A 17,351-nucleotide genomic window follows, 5' to 3' on the forward strand; every position below is an offset into this window, starting at 1 on the left:
TTTCGCCAATAGATCGTCAGATCAGCTGGCCGCGGTTTCGTGTAACCGCGGCCAGCCCGTCGTGACGAATTCGGCGTAGCGATCCGAGGTTTTCATCCAGCCGAGTTCCACGAGCTGGGCAGTGTCGCCGCGATAGCGCACGGACCGGTCGTTGCGAAGCGAGAGCTTCGGATTGCGCTCCAAGGCTTCCATATAGGCGGCGCGCTCTTCTAGCGTCTTTTCCTTCAGTTGCGCATTCTCGCCTAGAGAGGATGCCGATTTCTGCTGGAAGCCCCAAACAAATTTGAAGTGCAGCAGCGCGACGCGGAGTTCGCTGAACCGCACCTTGCTGATGGTGTGCTGCGCCGCGTGATAATGTGTGTCCCTGCTCCACCGCACGATCGGCACCTTGGTCAGGCACGGTGGAAAGGTCTGCTTGAAGCGGCCGCGCCAGAAAACACGCTCGCGCACCCCGCCGAACATTTGCTCGGGAGGATAAAGTCCATCCCGAGCGCGCAACCACCCCGGCTCCGGATCGAAATAGGGGGATGCGCCCACCAGAGGGATGCTGCCGTCGTAGCTGCACTCCGCCAACGGTCCGTCCGCGTACATGTCGATCGTGGATCCGATCACTGCTTCGGCCCCGGTCGACTCGAGATAGTTGAAAAGCCGGCGCAGGCTCACGCGCTCGAGATCGGGATAGACGAGAAGCTCGTCGGCATCGACGGACAGACACCAGTGGCCGGAACCGAACACGCGCATCAATGTGTTGATCCATCGCGGCGGGGTGATGTTCTCGGCGAAATGCGACCCCTCCGTGTGGAAACAATGGCTGTCCGGCTGCTCCAGGACTAGTTCTCGCGTCCCGTCCGTCGAGCCGTTGTCCAGGAAGAAGAACCGGTCGACTCCGAGCCTTCGATAATGTTCGAGAAGATGCGGCAGCAACGTCCTCTCGTTGCGCAGTGCAACGAAGCACAGAATCTCGTCCTTGCGCACGTCAAGCGGCCTATGGTCCAGCCGCTCAAGGTGTTTTGGAGGTCGATGGGCAAGCATGCGAACGCCAATCAATACGGTTTGCGCGAGGAGCCTGGACAGGCTTGCGCTGATTATCCCGGTCAGACGATTATCAAAGTGTTATCCACCTGTTGGCAAGACTGCTGCGGCTGAGGATCGAGGGGGACCGATTGAAGGTTGGTTCGAAGACGGGCGCAATCTCTACGCCTAAGCGGCTGTCAAGCCACAAACCCCGCAGGGTGTGCGTCGTTTCCGAAGTCGAGTTCGGCTCGACGGTGACCGCTGATCCAGGGTCGGCGACGTATGCGCTGGCGCAGCACCTGGCGAAAATCGGCGACACGGTCACGCTGCTATGGGTGCCGAGCCCGCTCGGCAGCCAGCCCGACGAGCAGGAAATCGACAGGCTCGCCAGATGGAGCTTCGATAATTTCCTGGTGCGGCTCGAGCTGCTGCCGCGGTCACCCGAATTGCTGCGTGGCCTGGAGTCCAGCGACAAGAATTCCGTAGCCGTCTACCACTACCTCAAACAGAACCCCTTCGATGTCGTCTATTTCGCGCTTGAAGGCGGGCTGGCGCATTTCCCCACCGTCGCCAAGCGCACGGGTGTCTTTGCCGACCCTCCCATCCTCGTGGTGCTCGCGCATGGGCCGCTCATGTGGGATCTGGAGGCTAACGCCAGGGCGATCGAACGCAAGGAGCAGATGACCGTCGCCCATATGGAGAGGACCTCCGCCGAAACCTGCGACCATCTCGTCGTCACAGGCCAGTCCCTGCTCGACTGGATGACCAAGGCGCGGTGGAGACTGCCGGCCAGCCAGCACATCGCGACGCCGTTGCAGCCGGAGGAGTGGCGGTCGAACTTCGCCGTCGATCACTACCGGCCCCGGGAAAAACCGGCCGCCGAGGTGGTTCATTTCTCGGGCACCAAGACGCGAAGCGGACTGACGCTGTTTTGCGACGCACTGGATCGCCTGGCCGAGAATGGCGTGACGGACCTGGCCGTGACCATCGTCGGCGCATTTGGTCATGTGCTCGGCGAGCATTCGGGCGGCATGATCCTGCGGCGCGCCCGGCATTGGCCCTTCAAGCTGAAACTGCTGCCCATCCGGGACGAGCCCGAGATCTTTCGTTACCTGCGGCAAAGCCATGCGCTGGTGGCAATCACGCACTCGGCCGCGCAGCTCCCGCTGGATGTGGTGACTTGCCTTGACGAGAAGATCCCGTTCGTCACGACGGACGTCGGCAGCATGCGCGGGCTGCTTCAGCCGGAGTCCGCCGAGGCGGTCATGGTGGAGGCATCCCCCTCCGCGATCGCGGCCAAGATCCAATCCGTGCTCGAGAGCCGCTCGTTCGGTCCGGCAAAACCGTTGCTTGACCGGGAAGCGCGCGAGAAGGCCTGGAGCAAACTGCACGTCAAATTGTGCCGGCATCCGGCCAGAACCGACGGCCCAAGCCGGAACCGCAGCCGACCGCCGCTGGTATCCATCATCACGGCGCACTACAATCGGGCGCGGCTGTTGCCGCAGGCGATTGCCTCGGTCCGGCGCCAGGACTACCCCAATATCGAACTGATCGTCGTCGATGACGGCAGCACGGATCCGGATGCAATTCGGCTGCTCAATGACATCGAGCCCGAGTTCGAGCAGCGCGGCTGGCGGATCATCCGGCAGAAGAACGGCTTCCTCGGCAAAGCGCGCAACACCGGTATTCGCGCCGCCAAGGGGTCCTTTATCCTGTTCCTGGACGACGACAACGCTCTCTTCCCCAACGCGGTCAGCACGTTCGTGGCCGGCATGCAAAAGTCCGGCGCCGATATCTGCACGACTTTCGCCAAATGGCTCAACGAGCCTTTCGTGCCGCCGGACACCAAGAGCGGCTATATGCTCTACTTTCCGGTCGGCGGTCCGCCGGACATCGCGCTGATTACCAATCCGTATGGCGACGCCAACGCGATGTTCCGGCGCGAGGTGTTCGACAAGGTTGGCTACCTCAACGAGGAGCGCGGCTTTTCGGCGAGCGATTGGGAATTCTTCCTGCGCGCCGATCTCGCGGGTCTGGAAATCGCCACCGTGCCGGAGCCGCTGTACTGGTACCGGTCTTCGCCGGCCGGCATGAACCGCAATGCCGAGTGGCTGAGGAATCGCCGGCCGATCATCGATGTGTTTCGAAAGCACAAGTTCGCGCACACCGACATGTTCGTGCAGCTCGGCATCAGCTCGAACACTGCCGATCATGAGAAGGACCTCAACCTCTGGAACCTTGAACTGCGCGTCAAGGACGAACGGTATCTGCGGCTGAGCGCAGCCTCCCCCAACTCCGCGGACGCAGTGCAGTTGCTGGCCGAGATTGCGGCGCGAGAAGGCAGGGCCGATACGGCCATTTCGCTGCTCGCTCACGCCGGACGGTCCGACTTCACGCTGGGCGTCGTCGAACTGCTCAACGCCGCCGCTGAAGAAACAGTGCCGGAACTCCATTCCTCGCTCTACAGCGAGCGCTACCTCCCGGTCGAAGCCCTGCGCCGCGCCTATGTTGGCTCGCATCCGGCTGCCGATGCGGATCTCTTGAGCTATGTCGAGCAGTCGCCGGACCAGCTGTTTGTGCAGGCCACCGCCGGCACCGTCTCAATGGCGCTGCTGAAGGGCGTCTGTCCGGCGGGGACGATCAGCGCCAGCTGCTGGGTCTATCTCGATGAGGCACTGACCGGACCGGCGCAGTTCCAGATCGCGATCGTGGACGCGGAAAACCAGACCTTTGACCAGCTCGCCCGGCTCCTCGAGGATGGCGACGGGAACGGTTGGGCCGATGTCAGCCGCCCGCACGAACCACGCGAGATCGCAACGGGCGTCCACTCGCCTGCTCCCGGCAGACGCGACCTGCTGCTCGCCGTCAGACGCGGCGGCAATCGGCCGGACGCTCGGGTGCTCGGGGGCTTTTCAAGCATTCAGGTCCGAAATGTGGTTTCGACCGGTGGTAAGCACCCGCGTCTCAACGCGCCGCAAGAACGTCAACGCATGCGGCGGCTGACCGGCGAGGAGCTGAAGCGCGCAGCGCTTGTAACGAACTATCCGTCCGAGTTGCCGGCATTGCTGGTCGCCGGGGACAATGGCGGTATCTTTTTGCGGCCGAGCATCCATGGCCCGGTTGTCGCCGCCCTCAATTCGACTTTCCCGACCTTTGCCCGCAGTGTCATCGCCACGGTGGAGATCGCCCACGAGGATGCCTCGCCGTTCGAATTCGCCATGGCGCTGGGCCGGCCGGAAGAAAAACTGGTCTGGAAAAACGACACGCCGGTCGGCGCGCTGGCATTCTCCGGATGGACGCGGATTTCGAAACCTTTCGAGTTGCACGATTTGAAGGTTTCCGTCCGGGAGATCGACCGCAAATGGCTGACCATCTATCTGGCCATCAAACTGCCGCGCGGTTCGAAGCCGATGCCGTCCAACGCCTTCTGGCGCAAATTGCTGCTCGTCTGGGACTGAAGGCGGGAGCCCGCCAATCGCGCGAACGTGACCTTTCATGGGTGCGAATCAGAGGTGCGAAGTGCGATAAGAACAGATCGGGTCAGTGTGGAAAGGCGCCAAAGAAATGAAAAGTATTATCGGCCTTGTCCTGGGCCTTTTCATCATTCCCGTCAGCACCGCATTTTTCACAGCCGCCGCCCAGGAGCGCGACGTCGGGCCGAAGTGCACCCAGTGGAACTCGTACCGCGTCCTTTTCAAAAAGGGCGACGGCAAGATTTCCGACGAAACCGCGAAAGGGCTGGCGGCATTCGTCAAGGACGCCGGTCGCGATTGCGGCTACCGGGTCTACGCGACGGCCAGCAAGGAAGGCGCGTACGACAAGGCGGACGGCATTGCCGGCCAAAGGCTGAACGCCACACGCGCGTTTTTGAAAGCGCAGGGCGTCAAGCCCGAAATGGTGCTGGCGCTTTCTCATTGGGTCGACGATAGCGCCAGCGATAAGAACCAGGCGCGGAGCGCTATCCTGTATACCTTGCCGAAGCAAGGGATCTCCTGCCGGCAGTATGAAAAGCGAAGCCCTGCCCAGGTCGCCCTCTTCTTCGACAGCGGATCCTCGGTGATTTCACCCCCGGTCAAACGCGACCTCGAGAACTTCGCCAGCAGCATCAAGGATTCGCGTTGCAACGTGGAACTGACGGCATTGGCCGCCAAGGAGATCACGGGCGCCAATGCGGCAAAGACGAACAAGGACCTGGCCAAGCAACGGATCAAGGCGATCATGGACATCATGACCGCGATTGGCATCGACAGCGACCGCCTCATCGATACGAATGTTGAGTATGTCGGCGACAAGAAGCCGAATACCGCCAAAAATCGCATGGCCACCGCATCGCTGATGTAGCGCGCCTGCCGCCGGCGAATGTTACGACTTTTGACGCCACCCGTGCTCGGAGGGGAAATGTCCGTCGAGCAAATCAAGAAGACTTGTCTTCGGGGTTAAAGTGCATATCGCCGGCCAAATCCACCGACAGGTGAAGGACCTTCCGCCCAGCACCAAAATCAACAAGACAACGATGAGCGACCGCTGATCACCCTCACGCCTTGCGCTCCCAGCGACGGTCGGGCGTCTGCTGCCAGTAGGTCACGGCGTGGCCGGCTTCCTTCATCGTCTTCCAGTGGCTGCGCGCGCCCTTGAGCTGCGCTGCGTCGTGGCCGTCGAACAGGAAGACGGCGCGCTCGTAGCCCGAAAGCTCGGGCGGGTGCGCACCATCGACCAGGAAGCGGATCTGGGCAGCGTTGGGGTTGCCCTCCCCCGTGGTGAGCAGGATCGGCTGCTCGGCCGGATAGGCTTCGCGGTCGGTGGCGTGCGCGAGGAAGGAGTCGTCGCGAAACGTCCACAAATGCTGGTCGAGCGCGTCCCGCCGTTCCTCCGTGCCGGTCTGCACGACCGCGCGCCAGCCGCGCTCGACACTGCGCTCGAGCAGGCCCGGCAGGGCTTCCTCAAGCGTCGATTCGGTCAGGTGGTAGAACAGGATGTCGGCCACGACAGCCTTATCCTTCGTAATGGTCGCGCACCAGCCTGTCGAGCAGCCGTACGCCAAAGCCGGAGCCCCAGGACTGGTTGATCTCGCTCGCCGGCGCGCCCATCGCGGTGCCGGCGATGTCGAGATGCGCCCAGGGCGTGTCCTTGACGAAACGCTGCAGGAACTGCGCGGCGATGATGGCGCCGCCATAGCGGCCGCCGATGTTCTTCATGTCGGCGTTCTTGGACTCGATCAGCTTGTCGTATTCGGCACCAAGCGGCATGCGCCACAGCCGCTCCTGCGTGGCTTGGCCGGCGCCGAAAAGCCTGCCGGCCAACTCGTCATTGTTGGAAAACAGGCCGGCATAGTGCTGGCCAAGCGCGACCATGATGGCGCCGGTCAGCGTCGCCAGATTGACCATGAATTTCGGCTTGAAGCGATCGTTGGTGTACCAGAGCGCATCGGCGAGCACCAAGCGGCCTTCTGCGTCGGTGTTCAAGACCTCGATGGTCTGGCCCGACATCGAGGTGACGATGTCGCCCGGGCGTTGCGCATGGCCGTCGACGGCGTTCTCGACCAGGCCGATGACGCCGACGATATTGGCCTTGGCCTTGCGGGCGGCCAACGCACGGATCAGCCCGGTGACCGCGGCGGCTCCGCCCATGTCGCCCTTCATGTCCTCCATGCCGGAGGCCGGCTTCATTGAATTGCCGCCGGTGTCGAAGGTGACGCCCTTGCCGATGAAGGCGATCGGCGCGTCCTTGGCCTTGCCGCCCTTCCATTGCATGACGGCCATGCGGGCGCCGCGCGGCGAGCCCTGCGCGACGCCGAGCAGTGAGCCCATGCCGAGCCTTTTCATCTCCTTCTCGGTGAGGATCTCGACCTCAACGCCGAGCCCTTCCAGTTCCTTCGCGCGAGCGGCGAACTCGACCGGACCGAGCGTATTGGCCGGCTCGTTGACGAGATCGCGCGCAAGCAGCACGCCTTCGATAACGGCCTCTTCCGCGGCGAAGGCCTTCTTGGCGGCGGAAGGGTCGGCGCAGTGGATGGTTATCTTGGCCGGCTTTGCGGTTTCGGCCTTTTTGCTCTCCGCCCCCTTCACGTCGGATTGGCCGTCTTCCTTGTCCTTCCTGGTCTTGTATTTGTCGAAGCCGTAGCTGCGCAGGAGGATGCCGGCGGCAAGGTGCGCCGCCTGCCTGCCGTCCGGCTGGAGGTCCGGAAGATCGAGGATGACAGCGACTTCCACAGCCTTGCGCAGCGCGGCGGCAACCGCGCCGCCGAGCTTCAGCCAGGCGTAGTCGTCGAGGTTTGCGACCTTGCCGGCGCCGACGGCCACCAGCCGGTCGACAGAGGTTCCCTCCGGTGCCAGCACTTCCACCGAGCTCGCGAACTTGCCGGAAAAATCGGCGACCGGAAAGGCGCGCGCCAATGCGCCAGCCGGGTCGCAGGCCTTCGCGGCATCGCCAAGGCCGCCGCCGTCGGCCGCAAGCACGAAGACGCTGCCATTTTTGGGCGCGGCGAATTTGGCAAAGGCAATCGAAGGTCTCGAAGTCATCAGATCCTGCTTCCGGGGTGAGGCGCCGCGAACCGGCTTTCAAGCGTGCGCGACATTTGGTCGTTTTCGGCCATTTGGCAAGACTTTGGCCGAAATCGCTGTCTATATCGGCGCCGAAACCAACCAAGGATTCGTCGCGGCGGAACGCAAGCTTTATGCCGCAACCTGTTGTTAACCATCAATGTTTCGCATTTCTTATTCATTGACGCGGAGACTCCGCCGCGCCGGGCGCGTGGCGTGGAGAGGACAAACCAGATGAGCCGCCTATGGACCCGGTTGTGCAGGCGTCGGCGGATGACTACCTTGTCGGTGGGCATGATGCCGTTCGGCACAATCGAGAAAAGCCTTCATGAAGGTCGTTGAACGCTACATCATGCGTCGCGCTACCGCGATGTTCCTGGCGGCGCTGGCGTGGACACTGGCGATCGTGTGGACGACGCAGGTGCTCGCCAAGATCGACTTGGTCACCGACAGTGGCCAGTCGGCGTTGACCTTCTTCGAAGTCGCGGCCCTGATCATCCCCTCGATCGTCCCGATCGTGGTGCCGTTCGCGCTGGTGGTCGCGGTGGCGCAGACGCTGAGCGCCATGAACACGGATTCGGAGCTGGCGGTGATCAACGCCGCGGGCGCCTCGCGTTGGGCGATCGCGCGGCCGATCCTTCTGCTGGCGCTGGCGGCCAGCGTCTTTTCCTTTGCCGTCGATAACGGCGTCGATCCCTATGCCAGGCAGAAGAACCGGCAGCTGGTGGCGGCCTCGCGCGCCGACCTTCTGTCACTGATCATCCAGGAAGGCACGTTTCGTAAGATCGACGACGGCCTGTTCCTGCAGATCGGAGAACGGCTGCCAGACAACAAGCTCGGCGGCATCTTCGTCGCCGATTCGCGCGAGGAAGGCGCCAACCTCACCTATTACGCAAAGACCGGCAGCATCGTCGAAAAAGGCGACGAGAAGGTGCTGATGATGAATGACGGCGTCATCAACCGCAAATCGGTGACCGGCGACCTTTCCGTCATCCGTTTCACCTCCTACGCCTTCGACCTGTCCGCCTTCATGTCGGCGGCGAACGAGATCACGCTGCTGCCCAAGGACCGGACGACGCCATACCTGCTCGACCCGGATCCCAACGACAAGATGTACCAGCGCAATCCGGGCGGCTATACGGCCGAGGTCAACCAGCGCTTCTCCGAATGGTCTTATTCGCTGGTCTTCGCGCTGATCGCGCTTGCGGTCGCGGGCGACGCGCGCTCGCACCGCGAGGCGCGCATCCATCCGCTGATCACGGCAATCGCTATCGCCCTTTTCGTCCGCTGGCTTGGCTTCTTCGCCGCCGGCAAGGCCGACAAGGTTTGGTACTACGCCTATATGGTCTACGCGGTTCCGATCGTGGCGTCGGCGGTCTCCGCCTGGTTCATCGTCTCGTCGCGGAGCATGGAACTGCCCGCCGCCTGGGCCGACTGGATGACGAATCTCGCCGGCCGCGTGAGCGAGGGCTGGACGGCGCTCAAGCTGTGGCTCGCCCGGCGCGGCACCTCCGGCCAGGGAGCCTGACGATGGGCTGGACGCTGGGCCGTTATTTCTTCTTCCGCTACGTGTCGATCACCATCTGGTTCTTCCTCGGCCTTTTGGCGCTGGTGTTCCTGATCGATTTCACCGAACTTTCGGGGCGCACGACCGGACTGCCGGGCTTCACCTACGGCACCGCCTTCGCCATTTCGGCGCTGAGGATGCCGATGATCATGCTGCAGACGGTGCCTTTCGTCGGGCTGTTTTCGGCGATGGCGACGCTGGTGTCGCTCAACCGCCGCTACGAGCTTGTCATCGCGCGCTCGGCGGGGGTTTCGGCCTGGCAGTTCCTGTTCCCGTGCTGCGTCGGCGCGCTGATGTTCGGGCTGCTGTCGGTCGGCGTGCTCAACCCGATCGCCGCGCACGGATTTTCCTGGTCGGAGCAGATGGAAAACCAGCTGCGCGCCGGCAAGTCGAACGCCGTCGCGGAGGACACGACGCCCTGGCTGAGGCAAAAGACCAACTCCGGCGACACCATCATCGGCGCCCGCGCCATCCTCAACCAGGGGCTGGAGATGGCGGACGCGGTATTCTTCGTGCTCGACCAGCAGGGCAACATCGTCGAGCGCAAGGACGCCGCGCGCGCCTTCCTGCGCGACGGCTACTGGGAATTGCAGGACGTCAAGCTGTTCAAGGACGGCAACATCCGTGCCGAGGCTTCCGACCGCGTGGCCACCAACCTCAAGCCGGAATTCGTGCAGGAACGCCTGGCGCGCCCGGAAACCATTCCGTTCTACGAGCTGCCGGCAAAGATCGAGGTTGCCCGCTCCTTCGGCCTCAAGGCAAATGCCTTCGCCATGCAGTTTGATTCGCTGGTGGCGTTGCCGTTTCTCCTCGTCGCCATGACGCTGATTGCGGCAACAGTTTCAATGCGATTTGCGCGGATGGGGCAGTCGGCGACGATGATTCTGGGTGGCGTCCTGGCCGGCTTTCTGCTTTATGTCGTTTCGGTACTGGTCAAGGCATTCGGGGTCGCCGGATTCGTGCCTACAATGGTGGCTGCATGGGTTCCGGTTGTCGTGGCTATGTTCTTCGGGGTGACTTTTCTGCTATACAAGGAAGACGGCTAGTGAGGGAGGCTGGTTTGCGCAGCCATAGGCAGGCCGGCCTGGCACGCCTTTATGGGGCGACAGCCTTGGCATGTTTGTTCGCTTGCGTGGTACCGACGGTGCCGGCGCTGGCGCAGACCATCACGGCGAAGCCTGTTCCCTCCGGCACACAGATGCTGCTGGCCGCCGATACGCTCGTCTATGACAACGACAAGCACACGGTGACGGCCGTCGGCGGCGTGCAGATCGACTATGGCGGCAACAAGCTCGTCGCCCAGCGCGTCGTGTACAACCGCGATACCAAGCGCCTCGTCGCCAGCGGCGCCGTCGAGCTCATCAACAGCGACGGCACCAAGATCAATTCCGAGCATATCGACATCACCGACGATTTCGCCGACGGCTTCGTCAACGCGCTGCGCGTCGAGACGGTCGAGAAGGCCTATTTCGCCGCCGAAAGCGCCGAACGCATGGGCGGCGCGCTGACGACATTCCACAACGGCATCTACACCGCTTGCGAGCCTTGCGAGGACAAGCCCGACTCGGCGCCGACATGGCGCGTCAAGGCGAGGAAGATCATCTGGAACGGCGAGAAGAAGACGGTTCGCTTCGAGAATGCGAATTTCGAGTTCTTCGGCTATCCGCTTGCCTATTTGCCAGCCTTCGAGATCGCCGACCCGACGGTCAAGCGCAAGAGCGGCTTCCTGATCCCCGGCATCGTCTACAACAACAACCTCGGCGTCGGCCTCAAAGTACCCTACTATTTCGCGCTCTCGCCGACCTATGACCTGACCGTCACCGGCAGCGGCTACACCAAGCAGGGCTTCCTCGGCGAGGCCGAATGGCGGCAGCGCTTCAACAATGGCGAATACAGCCTGAAAATCGCCGGCATCAATCAGCAGGATCCGGACGCCTTCATCGGCACGGGCAATCGCTTTACCGTCGATTCGGGAGAGCCAAACGATCCCAACAAGTTCCGCGGCATGATGGGCACCAAGGGCCAGTTCGCCATCAACGAGCGCTGGAACTTCGGCTGGGACGTGCTGCTGCAGACCGACAAGAATTTTTCGCGCACCTATAACATCGACGGCTACAACGACCTCGTCCACCAGTCGTCGATCTATCTGACGGGCCTGAGCGACCGTAATTATTTCGATGTCAGGGCAATGCGGTTCGAGGTGCAGGAAGACACGCTGTCCAGCGACCCGACGGCGCGCTCCGCCAAGCAGCCCTGGGTGCTGCCGTCGTTCGACTACGCCTATATTCCCGACATGTCGGTGGCGGGCGGGCAGTTGTCGCTCAACGTCAATGCGCGCGTCATCAGCCGCGACCGGCTGGACGCGGTGCTGGCCAATCCGCTCGACGACACTTCCATCAACAACGTGCGCGGCCTCGAGGGCCAGTCCAGCCGGTTGACGGCGGAGGCCGAATGGAAGCGCACCTTCACCACCGATGACGGACTGCAGCTGACGCCGCTGCTCGCCTTCCGTGGCGACGCCGGCTATGTGTCGACCACATCCGAATCGCTGGCGGCGGTCAACCAGATGGCGGCGAATCTCGGCGAGGATGTCGACATGCGCTCCTCGCTCGCCCGCTACATGGCCACGCTCGGCCTGGAGATGCGCTGGCCACTCCTGTTCTCGATGTCGAACTCCAGTCATGTCCTGGAACCGACAGCGCAGATCTTCGTGCGGCCGAACGAGCAATATGTCGGCGGGCTGGCCATTCCGAACGAGGACGCGCAGAGCTTCGTCTTCGACGCCACGACCCTGTTCGAGCGCGACAAGTTCTCCGGCTACGATCGCATCGAAGGCGGCACGCGCGCCAATGTCGGCTTCCGCTACTCCGGCGCCTATGGAAACGGCTGGGGCACCAACGCCATCTTCGGCCAATCCTACCAACTGGGCGGCGAGAACTCCTTCGACGCGCCGGACCTCGTCAATGTTGGCGCCTATTCGGGCCTGCAGACCGCCAAGTCCGACTATGTCGGCCTCATCGGCTTCAACAGCCCGAGCGGCTTCTCCGGCTCGCTCAGCGGCCGGTTCGACGAGCAGACATTCGAGGTCAGGCGCGCGGAGATCAAGGCGGCCTATTCCGGCCTGCCGGTTTCGCTCAGCGCCAAATATGCCTTCATCCAGGCGCAGCCGCTCTACGGCTTCGCCACGGACCGCCACGAGGTCACGCTCGGAGCCTCTACGCACCTGGCCGAGAGCTGGCGGGTCTTCGGCACCGGCACCTACGACCTGGAGACAAGCGTCCTGGTTAAGGACGGCGTCGGCTTCGCCTATAACGATTCCTGCTTCACCTATGTGATGACGTTCTCGCAGACGCGCGATACGGTCACCAAGGAGGTGTCGCAGAATATCGGCTTCAACCTGTCGTTCCGCACGCTCGGCGATTTCGGCTCGTCGACCAGCGGCGTCGACACGATCCAGTAAGCGGAGGCAGCGCCGGTCACGGCGTGCGCCGTCGCTGGCGTGAAGCTTGGTTTGGCGCGTGATCCTTCGAAAGTGGGGCCCATTCTCGGGGTCATGCGCCGGCGACATTGTTTCGCCGCATAGGACGGGCATGGGGTCGACCACATAGCGCATCCGTTCGGAGGACGTGCGGCGCCGTCGTGGCGGATAGGAATTGGGAAGGTGAGATGAGGAAATACCTGTTTTCGGCAGGATTCGCGCTGCTGGTGGCGGCGACCTCGGTTTCGATCGCGGCAATGACGCCGCCGGCATTCGCCAGCCAGATCAAATATGTCGTCAACAACATACCGATCACCACCGGCGACATCGCCCATCGCGCCGCATTCTTCAAGCTGCAGCGCAAGAAAGGCGACGCGGCCAAGGAAATGATCGACCAGACGCTGCGGCTTGCCGAGGCCAAGCGGCTCGGCATCCGCATCACCGACCAGCAGGTCGACGCCGCCTATCAGCGTTTTGCCTCCAACAACAAGATGCCGCTCGCGAAGCTCGACGCCGTCATGGCGCAGTCGGGCGTCACCAAGGAGCATTTCAAGGAGTTCATCCGCGCGCAGATGGCCTGGAACCAGGCGCTTGGCGCGCGCTACCGCTCCGGCGAGGGTGGCTCGGTGACTGAGCAGGATGCGGTCCGCCGCATGCTCGACAAGGGCGGCTCCAAGCCGAGCGCCACGGAATATATGCTGCAGCAGGTCATCTTCGTGGTGCCCGCTTCCGAGCGCTCGGCCACGCTTGCCAAGCGCAAGCGCGAGGCCGACGCCATGCGTGCCCGCTTCAACGGCTGCAACACCACGCGCGAATTCGCCAAAGGGCTGATCGACGTCACGGTGCGCGATCTCGGCCGCGTGCTGGCGCCGCAATTGCCGTCGGACTGGGCCGAACAGATCAAGGCGACCAAGGTCGGAGGGGCGACGCCGACGCGCGAGACCGAACGCGGCGTCGAGTTCATCGGTATCTGTTCCTCGCGCGAGGTTTCCGACGACAAGGCCGCCCAGATGGTGTTCCAGGCCGAAGGCGGCAGCAACGACAAGGACGCCGACGAGCTCAGCAAGAAATATGTCGAGGAACTGCGCAAGAAGGCCACCATCGTCGAGCGATAGGCCGTTGCGGCGCATGACAGAACAAGGCTCGAGCCACCCGCCCTGCTTCGAAGCAGGCATGGCGCCCCACGTTACGCCATGAGCGCAAGTAGGACCGACGCGCCGCTGGCGCTCAGCGTCGGCGATCCATCCGGCATCGGGCCCGAGATCGCCATCACCGCCTGGCAGGCGGGCGACAGCGCCGGCGTGCCGCCCTTCTACCTGCTCGCCGACCCTGCCCTGATCAAGGCGCGGGCGCGTCAGATCGGGGCCAACGTGGCGATCATGGAGACCGTGCCGGGGCAAGCGGCACACCACTTTCCCCGCGCATTGCCCGTCGTGCCACTCTACGCCCGGCATCTGGACAGTCCCGGAAAGCCGAATTCGGCCAATGCCGCGGGCACCATCGAAGCGATCGACCGCGCCGTCGCCGACTGCCTCGCCGGCCGCGCCGCAGCGGTGGTCACCTGTCCCATCGCCAAGAAGCCGCTCTACGACGCCGGCTTTCGCTTTCCCGGCCACACCGAATACCTGGCGCATCTGGCCTCGCGCCACACCGGCGCCGAGGTGACGCCGGTAATGCTGCTTGCCGGGCCCGAATTGCGCACGGTTCCGGTCACCATCCACATCGCGCTTGCCGAGGTGCCGAAGGTTCTGACGAGCGAGCTGATCGTGGCCACAGGACGCATCACCGCGGCCGACCTCGAGAGCCGCTTCGGCATCGCGCGGCCCAGGCTCGCCATCGCCGGGCTCAATCCGCATGCCGGCGAAGGCGGCGCGATGGGCGCGGAGGATCTGTCGATCGTCCTGCCTGCCGTTGAGGCGCTTCAGGCCGAGGGCATCGACGCCGTCGGGCCGCTGCCGGCCGACACGATGTTCCATCCGCAGGCACGCGCCGGCTATGACGCAGCCCTTTGCATGTATCACGACCAGGCGCTGATCCCAGCCAAGACGCTGGGCTTCGACGAGGCCGTCAATGTGACGCTCGGCCTGCCCTTCATCCGCACCTCGCCGGACCACGGCACCGCGTTCGACATCGCCGGCAGGGGCATTGCACGCGCCGACAGCCTGATCGCGGCGCTGAGGCTGGCGCGCCGCCTCGCCGACAGCGGCCGCCGGACTGCGGCGGCATGAGGCTCGATTTGAGCGGGGGGCGCACGACCATCGACGGATTGCCGCCACTGCGCGAGGTGATCGAGCGCCACGGTTTGCAGGCGAAGAAAGCGCTCGGCCAGAACTTCCTGCTCGACCTCAATCTGACGAGCAAGATCGCGCGCGCGGCCGGCGACCTCAGCGAGACGACCGTGATCGAGGTCGGGCCCGGCCCCGGCGGGCTGACGCGGGCGCTGCTCTTCAACGGCGTCAAACGCGTGATCGCCGTCGAGCGCGACGAGCGCTGTCTGGAAGCGTTGGCGGAGGTGTCCGGCCATTATCCCGGCCGGCTCGAGGTCATTCCCGGCGATGCGCTGAAGACGGATTTTGCCGCGCTTGCCGGCACGGCGGGCGGCGGCCCGGTGAAGATCGCCGCCAACCTGCCCTACAACATCGGTACGGAGCTTCTGATCCGCTGGCTGACAACGGCCGATTGGCCGCCCTTCTATCAATCGATGACGCTGATGTTCCAGCGCGAGGTGGCCGAGCGCATCACAGCAAGCCCGGGCAGCGACGCCTATGGCCGGCTCGGCGTGCTTGCCGGCTGGCGCACCGAGGCAAAGATCGCCTTCGACGTGCCGCCGCAGGCTTTCACTCCGCCGCCGAAGGTCACGTCCTCGGTGGTGCATCTGGTGCCGCGTCCATCTCCCCTGCCCACCGACGGCAAGAGGCTGGGCCGCATCACCGAAGCCGCCTTCGGCCAGCGCCGCAAGATGCTGCGGCAAAGCGTGAAGAGCTTGGGCGGAGAAGCCCTGCTCACCCGCGCCGGCATCGACCCGACGCGCCGGGCCGAGACGCTGAGTGTGGAAGAGTTCGTAAGGTTGACGAACGCGCTGTAGCCCGCCGGCCTGCTTCTCCCCTTGTGGGAGAAGGGGAGGCACTCCCTCTCACTCCGTCTTCTCGTCCAGCAAGCCCGAGATGAAATCGAACAGGCCCGGCCGACGGTCGCGGCGCAGGCGCTCGGCTGTAACGATTGCACGCACCTCGGCAAAGGCGCGGTCGAGATCGTCGTTGACGATGACGAAGTCATATTCCTTCCAGTGCTCGATCTCGACGCGGGCATTCTTCAGCCTGGTCTCGATGACCTGCTCCTGGTCCTCGGCGCGGCGCTTCAGGCGCGCCTTCAACTCCTTCATTGAAGGCGGCAGGATGAAGATCGAGACAATGTCGGCGCGCATCTTCTCCTTGAGCTGCTGGGCGCCCTGCCAGTCGATGTCGAACAGCATGTCGCGGCCTTCGGCAAGTGCTGCCTCGGCCGGCTCGCGCGGCGTCGCATAGAAATTGCCGTGCACCTCGGCCCATTCGAGCAGCGCGTCGGAATCGCGCAGCCGTTCGAACTCGCGCATGGTGCGGAAAAGATAATGGACGCCCTCGATCTCCGAGCCGCGACGCGGCCTGGTGGTGACGGAGACCGACAGCTCCAGGCTCGAATCGCTTTCCAGAAGATTGCGCGCGATCGTCGACTTGCCGGCGCCCGACGGCGACGACAGCACCAGCATCAGCCCGCGGCGGCGGATGCGGGACCCCAGATCCCTGGCGGCCGTAGGCTCCTTGGCAACCATCCCCGTCACTCCAGATTCTGAACCTGCTCGCGAAACTGATCGACCACCGCCTTGAGCTCCAGCCCGATCGCGGTGACCGCGGCGGCATTCGACTTGGAACACAAGGTATTCGATTCGCGATTGAATTCCTGCGCCAGAAAATCGAGCTTGCGGCCGACGGCGCCTCCGCTGGAAAGCAGCGTGCGGCCTGATGCGACATGCGTTTTCAGCCGGTCGATCTCCTCGCGGATATCGGCCTTGGTGGCGAGGAAGGCCGCTTCCTGATGCAGACGGACCGCGTCGAGATTGGCCGACGCATCCATCAGCAGGCGGACCTGTTCGGTGATGCGCTCGCGGATCGCCGCCGGCTCGCGCGACGGGTCGGCCTCGGCCTTCAGCGTCAGCGCCTCGATGGCGTCGATATGGCCGGACAACAACTTGCGCAGCGCGGCACCTTCGCTCTGCCTTGCCTGCTGCAATCCGGCCAGCGCCATGTCCAGCGCCGACAGGATCGTCGCGTCGAGGGCGGCGCGCTCCTCCTCGGTCTCGACCGTCTCCAGGATGTCGAGCACGCCGCGCAGCGCCAGCAGACCGTCAGCCGTCGCCGGCGCGGTGCCGAACTGCTCCTGGAGGCGCTTGGCCAGTCCCGCCAAGTCCTTCAGGAACGCCTCGTTGACCACCGGCTGCGCCTGCTGGGCGGCGGCGCGCGCGACAGTCAGCGTTGCCTGGAAATTGCCGCGCGCGAAGCGCTTCTGCACGGTCTGCCTTACAGCGGGCTCCAGCCGGTCGAAACCCTGCGGCAGCCTCAGCCTGACCTCGACGCTCTTGCCGTTGACCGATTTGACTTCCCAGGCGATCGACGTGCCGTCGAGCTCAGCGACGGCTCGCGCGAAACCGGTCATGCTCTGCACGTTCATGATGCGTGTCACCCCTTGACGCAGGCCCGGCGCGATTGCCCGAGCATGC

The 17,351-nt window shown here is 63.9% G+C and carries 13 protein-coding genes; 8 read left to right on the forward strand and 5 right to left on the reverse strand.

Features of this window, described 5'->3' with window-relative positions; genetic code table 11:
* Positions 1–21: 21 nt before the first annotated feature.
* Positions 22–975 carry a glycosyltransferase family 2 protein gene (locus tag CK222_RS08675; protein WP_176477597.1) on the reverse strand — a complete coding sequence of 318 codons (954 nt, stop codon included), beginning with the start codon at positions 973–975 and terminating at the stop codon, positions 22–24.
* A 257-nt stretch (positions 976–1,232) separates the two neighbouring features.
* Between CK222_RS08675 and CK222_RS08680 the strand changes: the two genes are divergently transcribed.
* Together CK222_RS08680 and CK222_RS08685 are read left to right on the forward strand one after the other, a co-directional pair.
* Positions 1,233–4,472: a DUF6212 domain-containing protein gene (locus CK222_RS08680; protein ID WP_095800070.1), complete on the forward strand. Its 3,240-nt coding sequence runs from the start codon at positions 1,233–1,235 to the stop codon at positions 4,470–4,472.
* A gap of 85 nt (positions 4,473–4,557) precedes the next feature.
* A complete protein-coding gene (locus tag CK222_RS08685; RefSeq protein WP_141247043.1) occupies positions 4,558–5,355 on the forward strand; it encodes an OmpA family protein in 798 nt (265 codons plus the stop codon).
* A 193-nt stretch (positions 5,356–5,548) separates the two neighbouring features.
* Here CK222_RS08685 and CK222_RS08690 read toward each other — a convergent pair whose 3' ends face one another.
* The gene (locus CK222_RS08690) at positions 5,549–5,998 is read right to left on the reverse strand and encodes a DNA polymerase III subunit chi (RefSeq protein ID WP_095800072.1); all 450 of its coding nucleotides are present in this window, start codon (positions 5,996–5,998) and stop codon (positions 5,549–5,551) included.
* Between the two features lie 7 nt (positions 5,999–6,005).
* Positions 6,006–7,532: a leucyl aminopeptidase gene (locus CK222_RS08695; RefSeq protein WP_095800073.1), complete on the reverse strand. Its 1,527-nt coding sequence runs from the start codon at positions 7,530–7,532 to the stop codon at positions 6,006–6,008.
* 349 nt (positions 7,533–7,881) lie between these two features.
* Between CK222_RS08695 and lptF the strand changes: the two genes are divergently transcribed.
* The 6 genes from lptF (at position 7,882) to rsmA (ending at position 15,683) form a co-directional block, all read left to right on the forward strand.
* Positions 7,882–9,081, forward strand: a complete 1,200-nt coding sequence (gene lptF / locus CK222_RS08700; RefSeq protein WP_095800074.1) for an LPS export ABC transporter permease LptF — start codon at positions 7,882–7,884, stop codon at positions 9,079–9,081.
* Between the two features lie 2 nt (positions 9,082–9,083).
* On the forward strand, positions 9,084–10,166 hold the full coding sequence (gene lptG, locus CK222_RS08705) for an LPS export ABC transporter permease LptG (protein ID WP_095800075.1): 1,083 nt from the start codon (positions 9,084–9,086) through the stop codon (positions 10,164–10,166).
* Entirely contained in the window at positions 10,166–12,580 is a 2,415-nt protein-coding gene (locus CK222_RS08710; RefSeq protein WP_176477598.1) for an LPS-assembly protein LptD, read from the forward strand. The genes lptG and CK222_RS08710 overlap by 1 nt, the downstream gene beginning before the upstream one ends.
* A gap of 206 nt (positions 12,581–12,786) precedes the next feature.
* On the forward strand, positions 12,787–13,713 hold the full coding sequence (locus CK222_RS08715; RefSeq protein WP_066995711.1) for a peptidylprolyl isomerase: 927 nt from the start codon (positions 12,787–12,789) through the stop codon (positions 13,711–13,713).
* A gap of 78 nt (positions 13,714–13,791) precedes the next feature.
* Positions 13,792–14,826: a 4-hydroxythreonine-4-phosphate dehydrogenase PdxA gene (pdxA, locus tag CK222_RS08720; RefSeq protein WP_095800076.1), complete on the forward strand. Its 1,035-nt coding sequence runs from the start codon at positions 13,792–13,794 to the stop codon at positions 14,824–14,826.
* Positions 14,823–15,683: a 16S rRNA (adenine(1518)-N(6)/adenine(1519)-N(6))-dimethyltransferase RsmA gene (rsmA, locus tag CK222_RS08725; protein ID WP_095800077.1), complete on the forward strand. Its 861-nt coding sequence runs from the start codon at positions 14,823–14,825 to the stop codon at positions 15,681–15,683. The genes pdxA and rsmA overlap by 4 nt, the downstream gene beginning before the upstream one ends.
* A 48-nt stretch (positions 15,684–15,731) precedes the next feature.
* On the opposite strand, the gene gmk is transcribed toward rsmA, so the two are convergent.
* Together gmk and CK222_RS08735 are read right to left on the reverse strand one after the other, a co-directional pair.
* Positions 15,732–16,406: a guanylate kinase gene (gene gmk / locus CK222_RS08730; RefSeq protein ID WP_066995702.1), complete on the reverse strand. Its 675-nt coding sequence runs from the start codon at positions 16,404–16,406 to the stop codon at positions 15,732–15,734.
* Between the two features lie 5 nt (positions 16,407–16,411).
* Entirely contained in the window at positions 16,412–17,302 is an 891-nt protein-coding gene (locus CK222_RS08735; protein ID WP_095800078.1) for a YicC/YloC family endoribonuclease, read from the reverse strand.
* Between the last annotated feature and the right edge of the window lie 49 nt (positions 17,303–17,351).

The sequence above is a fragment of the Mesorhizobium sp. WSM3866 genome, from assembly GCF_002294795.1.
Taxonomy (GTDB): Bacteria; Pseudomonadota; Alphaproteobacteria; order Rhizobiales; family Rhizobiaceae; genus Mesorhizobium.